Source organism: Azonexus sp. GW821-FHT04F04 (assembly GCF_059420025.1).
This window is the reverse complement of sequence record NZ_JBWKSX010000007.1, coordinates 210,092-222,599: the sequence shown is the minus strand read 5'-3', so window position 1 is coordinate 222,599 and position 12,508 is coordinate 210,092. Positions and strand designations below refer to the sequence as shown.

14 protein-coding genes are annotated in these 12,508 nt (G+C 57.1%); 11 read left to right on the top strand and 3 right to left on the bottom strand.

Going from position 1 to position 12,508, the window contains the following annotated elements:
• Nucleotides 1-167: 167 nt before the first annotated feature.
• Nucleotides 168-491: a hypothetical protein gene (locus AC07TV_RS15110; RefSeq protein WP_494649194.1), complete on the bottom strand. Its 324-nt coding sequence runs from the start codon at nt 489-491 to the stop codon at nt 168-170.
• A gap of 168 nt (nt 492-659) precedes the next feature.
• On the opposite strand from AC07TV_RS15110, the gene AC07TV_RS15105 reads away from it, so the two are divergent.
• A complete protein-coding gene (locus AC07TV_RS15105; protein WP_494649193.1) occupies nt 660-866 on the top strand; it encodes a hypothetical protein in 207 nt (68 codons plus the stop codon).
• Nucleotides 867-914: 48 nt separating this feature from the next.
• On the opposite strand, the gene AC07TV_RS15100 is transcribed toward AC07TV_RS15105, so the two are convergent.
• Nucleotides 915-2,105 carry an integrase domain-containing protein gene (locus AC07TV_RS15100; RefSeq protein ID WP_494649192.1) on the bottom strand — a complete coding sequence of 397 codons (1,191 nt, stop codon included), beginning with the start codon at nt 2,103-2,105 and terminating at the stop codon, nt 915-917.
• A 1,175-nt stretch (nt 2,106-3,280) separates the two neighbouring features.
• Here AC07TV_RS15100 and AC07TV_RS15095 point away from each other — a divergent pair.
• Together AC07TV_RS15095 and AC07TV_RS15090 are read left to right on the top strand one after the other, a co-directional pair.
• A complete protein-coding gene (locus tag AC07TV_RS15095) occupies nt 3,281-4,345 on the top strand; it encodes a PRTRC system protein D (RefSeq protein ID WP_494649191.1) in 1,065 nt (354 codons plus the stop codon).
• A complete protein-coding gene (locus AC07TV_RS15090) occupies nt 4,342-4,644 on the top strand; it encodes a hypothetical protein (protein ID WP_494649190.1) in 303 nt (100 codons plus the stop codon). The genes AC07TV_RS15095 and AC07TV_RS15090 overlap by 4 nt, the downstream gene beginning before the upstream one ends.
• Before the next feature lie 370 nt (nt 4,645-5,014).
• On the opposite strand, the gene AC07TV_RS15085 is transcribed toward AC07TV_RS15090, so the two are convergent.
• A complete protein-coding gene (locus AC07TV_RS15085; protein ID WP_494649189.1) occupies nt 5,015-5,440 on the bottom strand; it encodes a putative iron-sulfur cluster-binding metallochaperone in 426 nt (141 codons plus the stop codon).
• 153 nt (nt 5,441-5,593) lie between these two features.
• On the opposite strand from AC07TV_RS15085, the gene AC07TV_RS15080 reads away from it, so the two are divergent.
• From AC07TV_RS15080 to AC07TV_RS15045, 8 genes are all read left to right on the top strand, one after another.
• On the top strand, nt 5,594-5,851 hold the full coding sequence (locus AC07TV_RS15080) for an ArsR/SmtB family transcription factor (protein WP_494649188.1): 258 nt from the start codon (nt 5,594-5,596) through the stop codon (nt 5,849-5,851).
• Nucleotides 5,842-6,042: a rhodanese-like domain-containing protein gene (locus AC07TV_RS15075; protein WP_494649187.1), complete on the top strand. Its 201-nt coding sequence runs from the start codon at nt 5,842-5,844 to the stop codon at nt 6,040-6,042. The genes AC07TV_RS15080 and AC07TV_RS15075 overlap by 10 nt, the downstream gene beginning before the upstream one ends.
• A gap of 23 nt (nt 6,043-6,065) precedes the next feature.
• Entirely contained in the window at nt 6,066-6,407 is a 342-nt protein-coding gene (locus AC07TV_RS15070) for a DsrE/DsrF/TusD sulfur relay family protein (RefSeq protein ID WP_494649186.1), read from the top strand.
• Between the two features lie 38 nt (nt 6,408-6,445).
• The gene (locus AC07TV_RS15065) at nt 6,446-6,898 is read left to right on the top strand and encodes a rhodanese-like domain-containing protein (protein WP_494649185.1); all 453 of its coding nucleotides are present in this window, start codon (nt 6,446-6,448) and stop codon (nt 6,896-6,898) included.
• Nucleotides 6,899-6,920: 22 nt separating this feature from the next.
• Nucleotides 6,921-7,499 (top strand): class I SAM-dependent methyltransferase, encoded by a 579-nt coding sequence (locus AC07TV_RS15060; protein WP_494649184.1) that lies wholly within the window; start codon nt 6,921-6,923, stop codon nt 7,497-7,499.
• A 60-nt stretch (nt 7,500-7,559) separates the two neighbouring features.
• Nucleotides 7,560-9,845: an ATP-binding protein gene (locus tag AC07TV_RS15055; protein WP_494649183.1), complete on the top strand. Its 2,286-nt coding sequence runs from the start codon at nt 7,560-7,562 to the stop codon at nt 9,843-9,845.
• Nucleotides 9,838-11,208, top strand: coding sequence for a sigma-54-dependent transcriptional regulator (locus AC07TV_RS15050; RefSeq protein WP_494649182.1), 1,371 nt, complete (start codon nt 9,838-9,840; stop codon nt 11,206-11,208). Before AC07TV_RS15055 ends, AC07TV_RS15050 begins: the two co-directional genes overlap by 8 nt.
• Before the next feature lie 179 nt (nt 11,209-11,387).
• The gene (locus AC07TV_RS15045; protein WP_494649181.1) at nt 11,388-12,506 is read left to right on the top strand and encodes a cytochrome-c peroxidase; all 1,119 of its coding nucleotides are present in this window, start codon (nt 11,388-11,390) and stop codon (nt 12,504-12,506) included.
• Nucleotides 12,507-12,508: the final 2 nt, after the last annotated feature.

Here is a 12,508-nt window from a genome sequence, read left to right as displayed (position 1 = left end):
ATTGAATCGCCATGCACACAAGCGTGTTGGTCTCCAAACCCTTCGCGGCAACGCTTAATCGGCCATCAGAACGGCCCACTCGCATACGTCCAATAGCGGCCCCGAGGCAGATTTTGTGTGCAAACCCAAGGACCCCGGATACGCCACCGGGGCCCCTCACCACCGCGTCAGCGAGGTAGCTGCGGCCATTGTCCGCGGATATCACCCCGGCCCCAGAAGGCCGGCGCTGATGGGTTGCTGGCGGGCTCATCAATTATTTGTCGGAGCCGTTCGATCTGCTCCGGCGAGACGTTTTGGATCGTTGCCACATCCTCTCTGTCAAAATCGTTCGTCACCGTCAGCACATTATTTTCCGTATCATGACGCAGGGTCGCCTTGTACAGAGCAATGTGTTCCGCAGTCGTACGGGTGGTGCCGGCATTAAATTGTTCAAGGGAAAGATACGCCCTATTATGAGCGTCAAATATAGCTGGCATCATCCTGTTCAACAAGGGAGATGGTCAGGACACCTTCACTACAGGTGGTACCGGTAGCGACATCATTTCCTTGGGCGGCGGCATCATCTATGCCGATCCGGTCTTCACCAAGGCGACCAATGACCTCGTGCTCAAGATCGGTGCAACCGACCAGATCACCTTCAAGAATTGGTATGCGGCGACATGCACTTGCTGCAAAGCGGCGTCTCTCTGGAGATCATTCGCGACTTCCTCGGGCACGTAGATGTGAAGACCACGCAGATCTACGCCTGGGCCAACCTCGAGATCAAGCGCAGGGCCCTCGAGAAGGTGGTGGACGATACCGCATTGCCCAGCCTGCCGTCATGGCAGCGGAACAAGACGCTGCTGGACTGGCTACACTCCCTGTAGGCCCAGCGAGAGGCTGAGGGCGGGTTGTGACTTGGAGCCACCCGGAAGTTATGCCGAGCTTGAGCCGTCAGGCTCAGCTCCGGATGGGTTCTTCTGCAGTTTGCTGCGCATAACCGCGGACGAACCTAAATAAGCCCCCGATACCCTGGCCCGGTTGTGCCCGGCCAGACGGGCCGCCGAGAGCCGCGCCGCAGCATCCACGTCGGAATGGACATCGCTGCCACCTCGCACCGGTGGTACGATGCCAGCTTTGTCGGTGTAGTGGTCGATCATCGCTTCGTGGCGCAAGCCGTGAGCCGTGGCACCCAGTCCGTCCGCCGTGATGCCGAACTTCTCCATCACGTAATCGAAGCGCCGCAGGTTGTGCTTCAGGCTATGGCTGGGATCACCCAGATGCGCATCCTCGCCCTGAACGACTGCCTGTGCAAATTTCAGCGCCGCCATGCGTTGCGCTGAATCCAGCGGTACGAAACGCAGCCGCCCACCCTTCGCGCCTTCCTTGATCCGCAGGTAGCGATCAGCCTGCCTTTCCTCGGACGCCAATCCTGTCGCCTCGAACTGGACGACACACAGGTGCGGACGAAGCATCACCGATTCCTTGCGGCGCAGGCCGAACGCCCGGATCAAACCCAAGGAAGCGCCGACGTAGCGGTCGAACGCCCTGGCCTGTTCAATCACTGAGTCGATATCGATACCCGCCGCCGTCCAGCTCTTGTCACGTTGAGCGTTTTCGTTGCGCTGATATTCCCTAAGGGTGAGGCCGTAGTGGTCAGGGGGACGGATGAATCCTGGCTTGCCTATCCACAGCGCCAGTCCCCGTAAAAAACTCAGATAGGTCTGGATCGTCGACGGTGCCAGTTTCTCTTCGCGCCACACGCCAACAATCGCCCGGATGTGCCGGTCACCAAGATTGCGGGGATCGGGCACCGTGGCGAAATTCGCCTTCAGCTTGAGGTCGCGGAAGAAACGCCGCAGGAAGTCGGCCCGCTCCTGCCGCGTTTTGTGCGAGACCGACTTGTCGAGAGCCGTATGCTGCGTGTTGAACAGTTCCAACAGGACATCGAGTACCTGCACGGGGTCCGCTTTGCCCGGAACGTAGCGGCCCAGGATCTCGGCGGGCGTGAGCGAGGCCCACTCCTGGCGGCGTGGCGGCTGATGATGGGTGGCACGGCCCGAGCCAATGGCGCCTTGGACCCGGCGACGGGAGTGGGAGGCGTTGATGAAAGTAGACTTAGACATGGCAAATCTCCGAAGCGATCCGTGCGCTGTCCCGTCAGCTCACAGCAGATGTATTGGGGGAATCTGTCGGTTCAATACGGACGCAGATTCCGTCGCGTCCGTAAGGCGTGGTCGAGTTTTTCGGCACGGCGTGCGACCACGAGCACGTCACGCCTACCCAGGGTTTGCCGGTGTCGCGCTTGACGCGCTGTCTCCGGCTCGGTCGGTCTTAAAAATGAAACGGTGATCCGTCCGCTTCCGCATTTCTGCGTTCGACGGGATGGGTGATGCAGCCTCGCCTCGAAGGTGGGGGCAACATCGGCGCGAAGGTCTCGCCTTGCGCCATAGGGGGATCAGTCCTCGATTCGTAGCGTCATCCACCTGCATGGGGCCGCCCCTGACCGAAAGTCCAGGGCAGTACAGGCGTACGAGCGGCTTCACACGGGGAGCCCATGAGGGCCAACACGACGTGTGCTGCGCAAGGCGCGTGCTCGAACAATGACGAGGAGTAGTAGCGCGGCATCGGGTGCCGGCTGTTTGAACCGAACGCAAGACACGCCCTCAAGGAGCATCCGACAGGGAATTGCCGGCAAGGTCTGGCGTTGCACTACGGGTGAAACAGCTTCGGGCGCGGTCTCGGGGACCATGCCAACCCGACTCAAGGTCGGGGCTGAAGAGGCGGGTAACGACCGCAACGCCTTTTGCTCCGCGATGGAGCAGGCCAGGAGGCCTCGGGAGCCCGTAGTTCACACCTTGAAGGAGCGAAGGTCAATGGGCTGACCCGCCGAAACACCAGGAATGTAGGGGCTTGCGGATGGCACTTGAAATTGAAACTCAGGGTGCGTTTATTTTTCGGTGGAGGACTGGAGCAAGGTGGAATCAGGGCTTGACGGGCGCCAACTCGGCCTCTGGTTTCCACCGTGAGCGTTTCGACTTCTGGCCGCAATCTTCTCTGGAGCAGCCGCTGGAAATGTGGCCTTGACGTACCCCGATCCAGTGAGATCGTAGTGCGACGCGTGGACGCTTGTATGTAAATCAACGGTGCAGCCGCGGCTTAGCGGGAATGGAGTCGGATCGACCCCCGCTGTTGTCGCAGCCAATCCCGAAAACAGCCAATTTTCGCAGGCATTCCGCGTAGACGGGGTGGTGCCGGGGAGCCGATGCTGCCTTTTGCCAACCCGTACGGAGACTTTTCCATGGACCTTGTCATCAGAGCGGTGGATGTCGGTTTCGGCAACACCAAATACATCAGGAGCGTTATCGGCGGCGAGATTCGTTGCTCCAATTTTCCTTCCATTGCCTATCCCAGCATGCGCGACCCGGCCAGTCTGCCCGGTTTTGAACGCCGGAAGACGGTCGCTATTCCCATCAACGGCTTGTTTTACGAAGTCGGGCCGGACATCGCCTTGGCCGCCGATGCGTTTCGGGCCACGCAGATGCACGACCGTTACATCGAAACGCCCGAATACATGGCCTTGCTGCGTGGCGCCCTGTCGATGATGAAGGTCGCCACCATCGACCTGCTGGTAGTCGGCTTGCCGGTGGCGATGCTCGTCACGAAAAAGATGGCACTGGAAAAGGCTGTGACCGGCACCCACGATGTTGGTGGCGGTAAGAACGTGGTGGTGAAGAAAGCCCTGGCTGTTGCTCAACCACAAGGGGCCCTGGTGGATTTCGCCTGGCAACACCAGAAGTCGGCCACTATCGAACGCGAACAAAGCCTGATTATCGATCCTGGCTCGCGCACATTCGACTGGCTGGTGGCGCGCGGGATGCGCCTGGTCCAGAACAAGAGCCATTCGGTCAATCGCGGGGTGGCAGACATGCTGCATGCGATCGCGGCCGAGATCAGCGCCGACATTGGTACGCCCTATGGTGATCTCGACGCCATCGACGTGGCCTTGCGTACCAGCAAGAACCCAGTGATCTTTCAAAAGCCATACGATATTTCGCGGGCTATGCCGATGGCGCATGCCATTGCGCAGCAGGCCGTGGCATCGATGATGCGCTGGGTCGAGGCGTCCTACAGCGTCCAGAACATCATTCTGGTGGGCGGTGGAGCCTATCTGTTCAAGAAGGCGGTGAAGGAGGCCTTTCCGAAACATCGGGTTCTGGAGGTCAAGGACTCCTTGCACGCCAACGTACGCGGATTTCAGATCGCGGGCATGAGTCACGCCCCGAAATTGCTCGAACACCCAGATGGTACGTTACCGGTTCCGGATCGGGTGGCATCGACAACTCAGCCGGGAGAATATCCATGAGCGGCGCAGACCGAGCCGAGTACTCGACTATCAGCCTGCTGTTCGAACTAGACCGTAACGACAATCCCTGGTTGTACGACGATCTGATCCGTTTCAAGAAGGGTACCAAGCGGATCAACCGTTTGCGCTTCCTGGCTCACGAGGGAATGGTCGCTCAGTTAGCGTCGGTGGGCGTGGCGGCCGGTATGACGAGACCAAATATCGCGATGCTGGCGCCGGTGACCACCTCAGCGGAAGCAACGCCAACCGTCGTACTGCCGATGGCAGGTGACATCTTTGCCGAACCGATCGCAGATTAGGCACAGTTCGGCCGTCCGTGCAGAAGTTGGGTCAGGGAACGAACCCACGGTAGGCACAAAATTTCAGGAGAGATTTCGTGATACTAAAGAAAAAATCCGCGTAATTCATGGCTGGGTTGTCGGTGCCCATCAGGACGCTGCATCAGTCCAATGGGCGCGAGATCGCGCTGCCGGCGATGTCGTCCTTGATGACTGCCATCGGTCACTTTGTCTGCGTAGCCCTCTATGTGCCGATGTGGGGGGGCTTGGGTCTGCAACGCTCCGAGAGTTGCCCGGAGTGGGGCGGTGACAGATGTTGGGAGTAATCGTGTGCTAGATGAATGACATTTTGAGCAACTATCTCTTAACGTCCGTTATTGACACTTACACCTCAGGCTTGGGGAAGTCCTTTAAGCAGCAACGTCCCGATGGGTTGCTGGTGTCGCATGAACACAATCCGGCCTTTGGTCTGGGCTATGACGAAATCCTTGGTTGTCGGATCGGCAAGAAAATCGCCCCTTGTGACACCGAAGCAGTGGCACAGAAGGTTATCGTTCGATGATTCCTTAACGCCGATTCGTGTACGCAACTGCGACTTAAGTATGGTCGACCCGTCATCGCAGAAATACACGACGTCACACGCGGGGTCATCGCAAAAGTAATAGCGATTGGTGGTCGGTTGCCAACACCAAGCATCATGGATGTGGTGTGCGATAGTTCGCGCCGATACTTCCGAATATTCGTTTCCATTCGCAGGGCAACGAAGTTTTTTCGGGTCGGTGCTGTCACGACTGGATGAGGGGCGGCAACTACTCATGACCTATCCTGCAATAGCATATCTTGAAAAGATTATCCGTCGTTTTGCACAGGATACGAAAGAGAAGGTCCGCTTGTGGGTGATCTCTGCAGGATGACTAGCCAGCATGAGAGTAGACTTTACATACAATCCAATAATCGTTAGATTGTATTCATGAGGCCAAACATTACTAAGTCCTACCTCTACGAACACGTCGCCCGCATCGGAAAGGCCATGTCCAGTCCGAAGCGACTGGAACTGATCGAACTCCTCGCCCAGGGCGAAAAAACCGTCGAGATCCTGGCCGAACAAGCCCGAATCGACATGCGCTTGGCCAGCGCCCATCTTAAGGCGCTGCGCGAAGCACGTCTGGTTGAGACACGTCGTGCCGGCAAGTTCATTCACTACCGTTTGCCCGTTCCATGCCGTTGAGTGAACTGGAGAAGCGCCTGGCTGATCTGCCGGCTGACAAGGAAATCGTCGCCTATTGCCGCGGTCCCTTCTGCCTGATGTCCGACGAGGCCGTACAGCTATTACGCCAGCGGGGCTACAGCGCACACAAGATTGCCGATGGGGTGACCGAGTGGCTCGCCAGCGGGCTGCCCATCGAAAGTAGAGCCTGAAACGAACATAGAGGATATCGGCCTTGAAAACCCTGTTCATTCTCAATGATGCTCCCTACGGCACGGAGCGCAGCTACAACGCCCTCAGGCTGGCGCGCGCTTTGGCGAAGATAGACGGAGAAGCGGTTCGTGTCTTCCTGATGGGCGATTCGGTTGCTTGTGCCAAAGCCGGTCAGAAAGTACCCGACGGTTACTACAACGCGGGGGACATGGTTCGCATGGTCGGCGGCGAAGTCGGTCTATGTGGAACCTGCATGGACGCGCGCGGCCTGGGCGAAGAGCAAATAGTTGAAGGCGCCCGCCGCAGTACCTTGAAGGAACTGGCAGAGTGGACGGCTGCCGCCGACAAGGTGCTCGTATTCTGAATTCCCAACGCGACACCCAAACTTCAACAGGAGACAAAATGATATTCAAACTGATGCGCGCCGCCGCGCTTGCCCTGGCTATCGTGGCCTTGCCGGTTATGGCCAACGAAGAAGCCGTCAAGGCCATGGAGGAGTACCTCGATTTCGTGGACTACGGTGGCGCCACCATTTTCCCGGAACAGATCCCGAAAGACGACTGGCAGAAATTTCATGTGATAGATGCCCGGGACAAGGACCAGTACGCCAAGGAACACATTCCGGGGGCCGTGAATGTCGAGTGGCGCCAGGTGCTGACCAAGCGAGACAGTATCCCCAAGAGCAAGCCTGTGCTCATTTACTGCAACACCGGCACGCTGTCTGCACAGGCTGGTTTCGCCTTGCGTATCGCCGGTTATGACAACGTTCGCATTCTGCAGGGGGGCTATGCTGAGTGGAAAGCCAAGGGCGGCCTTGATGCAGCAGCCAGTGCTACCGCACCGGCGAAACACTGAGTTACGCAGCCAGGAGTGAAACATGAAAGGGCGCGAGAGCGGGATGCCGGATGAAACCTACTGGTCGTCCTTCTTTGACTCTGAAGAAATTCTCGACCGGCTGTTGGTCACTCATGGACACTGCTACCACCTGATTGAATTTGGCTGTGGTTACGGCACCTTCACGCTTCCTGCTGCGCGCCGGACCAAAGGCTTGGTCACAGCATTGGACATCGAGCCTGACATGGTGGCCCTGGTCGACGAGAGGGCCAAAGGCTTGGCTCTTTCGAATGTCAGGGCAAAACTTCGCGATTTCGTGGCGCACGGCACCGGGCTAGAGGCGGCTTCACAAGGACATGCCATGGTGTTCAATCTGCTTCACCTTGAAGAGCCGGTCAACTTGCTCAGGGAAGCGTTTCGGACGCTCCAGCCAGGCGGGATTCTGTCGGTAATTCACTGGCGAAGTGACATCGAAACTCCACGAGGACCGCCGCTCGATATCCGTCCTACACCGGAACACTGTGCAGGATGGGTTGCGGAAGCCGGTTTCCAATCAATTTTGAAAATTGATCTTGGTGCTGCAGCTCCCTACCATTTTGGCCTTGTAGCGCAACGGCCTTGAGAGGATGCTTCGAAGTGCTATAGACCCAAGCCACGCCACGGGCATCTTGTAGAATGAAGCATGAACTTTTCTAATTTTAGTGCTCTGGGTGGCCTTTCTCGTCGAATTTACGCAGCCTTTTTGCTCGCGGCTGTTATCCCTACTGCTTTGGCTGGAGCAATTGGTGTTTATCTTTCGCTGCAGGCGCTGAAAGCGGAGACCCTGCGCAATTTGAATCAGGAAGTGACCGTTCGGTCGCAGGGAATCGGCCGTTTTTTTGACCAGTTGTCGTCGGAGCTGCTTTATCTGGCCAATGCCCGTGGTCTGGTCGACGTGATTGCTGCCAAGCAAACGAAAGATCCCTGGCTACTTCAAGCTGCGACGGCACGCTTGGAACGTGACTACGCAGCATTGGCCAGTCTCTACCCGCATATTTACCAAATTCGCCTGATTACCGCCGATGGCCAGGAGTGGGTGCGCGTTGATCGAAAGCCGAATGGGGTTTATGTCGTGCCTCGTTCCGAGCTTCAGCCGAAAGGTGACCGCTACTATTTTCGTGATGCCATGGACGTCAATGTCGGCCAGATTTATGTCTCGCCGCTGGACTTGAATGTCGAATTCGGCAAGATCGAGAAACCGGAACGTCCGGTCATCCGGGTGGCAACGCCAGTCTCAGCGGCGAACGGAAGCAAGATCGGTGTCCTGATCATCAACCTGCACGCTGACATTCTCCTTGAACAGATTCAGCAAATGGCCAATGCTCGACAGGGAACCGCCTATCTGCTCGACAGCCAGGGACACTATGTCAGCCGCTCCGCCGGAGGCGAAGCCGGGGCTTTTTCGATGGAGCCTGTGGAGCAACTGAACAGTATTTTCCCGGCCAGTATCACCAAGAATCTGATTGAAAATGGCATTTCACCTAGCCTCGGCGACGGCTGGATCGTTGCGCATGCACCGATTGATTACGCACCGCAGGCGATTGCGGAAAACTCCAAAGGGAAGTGGCGTATTGCCTTGGCCTTTCCAGAACGTGAGCTATTCTTGGCAGTCGTCAATCTCTACCTGCTTTACGCAGTCCTCTTCGTTGCGCTGATCGTAACCGCCATCGGTGGCTACGCGCTTTCCAGACGTTTGCTGCAACCACTGGAGGAACTCTCGAAAGAGACCGATGCGATTTCCAGCGGCGATTTCACGCGCCGGGTTCCGGTCATTGGCACCGACGAAATCGCGGCCTTGGGTAACAAGTTCAATACCATGGTCAATCGTTTGCAGGAGTCATCCCAAGCCATTAATGCGCACCGGGATCGACTGGAGGAAGAGGTTCGGGCGAGAACCCGAGAACTCGAACAGGAGCGTGCTTCCCTTGAAGCTGTTATTGAGCACACGGCAGATGGCATTCTCGCCATTGATCGTGGCGGCGAGATTCGCCTACTTAACCCGGCAGCCATCCGTTTGTTGGGCAGTAGCGCATCTCCTCTTGGCCTTCGAATTGATCAGTTCTGGCCTCAGTGGCCAAATATCGCTGCAGATGCCGCACCAGGACCGTTGCGTTGTGATGTCGAGTTGCTGGAGCAGGTAATTTCGTTAGCCATTACGCCAACCCGTGTCGGCTTCATCGTGGTTGCGCGTGATGTCAGCCGTGAGCGGGAAATTCAGGACGAACGCCGCGAACTTGACCGGCAGATGTTCCAGATGGAGAAGCTGACCACGCTGGGCGAATTAGCCATGGGGCTGGCCCACGAAATCGGCAACCCGTTGGCCGGGATGAAGGCTGTTGCCCAAGCCATGCAGTATGAGGAAGATATCCCTCCCGGGCTGATCGAAGCCCTCAAGCGCATGGAGGCCGAAGTGGATAGGCTGTCAGGCTTCCTGCGAAGCTTCCATGGCTTTGCCGCCCCACAGGCTATCCTGCCGGAACCATGCGGTCTGGGGCAGATTCTTGATGACGTGCTGTTCTGGACGCGTAAGGATGCCAAGAGTCGTGACATCGCATTTGAACTGGCCGGAATCGATAGCGTGCCGCCCTTGTCGGCCGATCCACATCAACTGAAGCAGGTTTTTCTCAACCTGCTGATGAACGCTGTCCATGCCATGCCGAACGGTGGGACTGTTACGGTCAACGCGGAAAAAGACGGGAAATTCGCCTTCATCCGGGTGTGCGACACTGGCATTGGCATGAGCGCCGAAGTCCTGCAAAGGATTTTCGAACCTTTCTACACTACTCGCCGTGAAGGTACCGGCCTCGGTTTAGCCATTGTGCGCAAGATCGTCGAGCAGCATGGCGGGAGCATCGAAACGAGTAGTACGCTGGGGCATGGAACCTGCTTCACGATGAGTTGGCCTCTTGCTGGAAACCAATATGCCTGAACCGATCCTCATCGTTGAAGACGACAACACCATCCGGGTAACGGTGGGCAATTTTCTTGCGCGCCAGGGTTTCGATGTCGAAGTCGCCGAAGATGGTCAACAAGCGCTGGCCTTGTTGAAGGAGCGCACCTTCAGCCTGGTCCTCCTTGATTTGCGTTTGCCGGACATGAACGGTCTGGACATCCTGGCCAAAATCAAGGAGTCGGACGATCAGCCGCTTGTCGTCATCATGACCGCCTACCCGGAGGTGCGCACTGCGGTAGCAGCCCTTAAGGCCGGCGCTTACGACTACATCAACAAGCCCTTCGATCTCGAAGATTTGCAGGAATTGATTCGCCGTGCGGTTGAAATTCACCGCTTGCGCCGTGAAGTGGAATGGCGACGTGCCCAGGCTGAGACTTGCGTCATCGAAGGACTGATCGGCGATAGCCCGGCTTTTCGGCAAATGCTCGACATGACCGCCAGGATTGCATCTGCCGGCAAAATTCCGGTACTCATCCGCGGCGAATCCGGTACCGGCAAGGAGCGGGTAGCCCAGGCCATACACTGCCGATCACCCCGGGCAGATGGCCCCTGGGTGACGCTGAACTGCTCGGCGCTACCTGAAGGTCTGCTGGAGTCCGAGTTGTTCGGCCACGAGCGTGGCGCTTTCACCGACGCCAAGCAGATGAAACGCGGACTGCTTGAACTGGCCGACGGCGGCACGCTGTTTCTCGATGAAATCGGCGATTTATCGCTGGCTCTGCAACCCAAACTGCTTCGGGTGCTTGAAACGCAGAGTTTCCGTCGGGTCGGCGGACAGAAGGAAATTCGCGTCGATGTCCGCTTCGTCTCGGCTACCCATCGCGATTTGCCGGCCATGGTGGAGTCCGGGCTATTCCGCGAAGACCTCTATTACCGTTTAAATGTGGGTGCCATCGACTTACCCGCATTGCGTGAGCGGCAAGATGACATTCTTGCGTTGGCCCAGCATTTTCTGGAAAAAACAGCCCCGATTATTGGTGTTGAATCCTTTGGGATCGACTCCTCCGTCGAACCATTACTCAAAGCCTATCGCTGGCCAGGAAACGTTCGTGAATTGCGCAATGTCATCGAGCGGGCCGCGATTCTCTCCCGCGGGGACGCCATTTCGGTTCAGCACCTGCCCAAAGAAATCATCGGTGACAGGCCGATCCCCCGTGTCGCCGAAACCCCCAAGTTCGGGACGACGATTCGTCCGCTGGCCGACATTGAAGCCGACTATATTCGCCATGTCCTACAGCATTGTGCAGGTAACAAAACCCAAGCTGCGGAATTGCTTGGCATCACCCGACTAACCCTGCGCAACAAGTTGCGTGAGTCAGACGAGGCAGCGGAAATCTGATTTCGATCAGAAATCATCCGGTTAAAAAACAACCGGCTGGTTAATTTTTAACCGGCGATTTTTCGCTAGCTTCATAGAAAACCCTAATAAATCAGTGGTCTCTGTGTCTGGCACAGAGACTGCGTATCCATAGTCCGTGTGGGGCTGTTCCCACGAATCTCCAATACACAGGGGGGACTATGAAAATCCAGCAGCGCAAGCGATTCACGCAAGCACTGGGCGCCATCGGACTGGTGACGGCGGTGACGCTGACTATCGGTATCCAACCAGTTTTTGCTCAGAGCAAAGCACCTGATCTTGCACCGATGCCTGAGGTCAAGCCGGGTAATGCGGCAATGATCGAATTGGGTAAAGCCTTCTTCTTTGACAGCCGACTCTCCGGCGACTGGGGCGTTTCATGTGCCTCATGCCACGACCCGAAAAAAGGTTGGGGCGATGGACAGGCACTGTCGGCTGCTTACCCGTCGATGGAATATTTCCGCAACTCACCGACGGTTCTTAACGCCAAATATCGTCAGCGCTTCCTGTGGGATGGCCGGCTTGATGGGTCCGATGCAGGCACCCTGGTTCGGGACATGATTACCGAAGCGCATACCATGAACATGGACGGCCGCTTGATGCAGGAGCGTCTGCAACAGGTACCCGAATACGATGCCTTGTGGAAGAAGTGGCGAAAGGACGACATCAATGGGATGCGCGTCTTCAACGTTATTGGTGAATTCATCCGTAGCCTGGAAACCACCAATGCGCCCTTCGATAAGTTCGCCAAGGGCGATAGCGCCGCCATCAGTTCCGAAGCCAAGGATGGTTATGAACTGTTCAGGGGCAAGGCGGGTTGTGTTTCCTGTCACAACGGCCCAATTGGCACTGACGGCAAGCTTTACAACACAGGCGTTCCGGAAAACCCGGAGGTCCTGAAGAACCCGTTGCGCACCATTACCATGCTGCGCCATTACGCCACCAGCGGCGTGCCCAATTACATGAATTTGCGCACAGACGTCGGCTCTTATGCCATTACCAAAAAGCCCAAGGACATCGGCAAGTTCCAGACGGCCCAGTTGCGTGACCTGAAGTACACCGCACCCTACATGCACAACGGCATGTTCAAAACCCTCGATGAGGTGGTGGCGTTCTACAACCAGGGCGGTGGCAAGGGCTCCGAACTGAAGCCGCTGAATCTCTCGGCCGGCGAACAGAAAGCGCTCGTTGCCTTCTTGCTGACCTTGTCCGGCGATCAAGTGATGGTCAAAGACCCTGGTCAGCCTGACATGCAGGTTCGCACTTTCGGCAAGAACTGAGG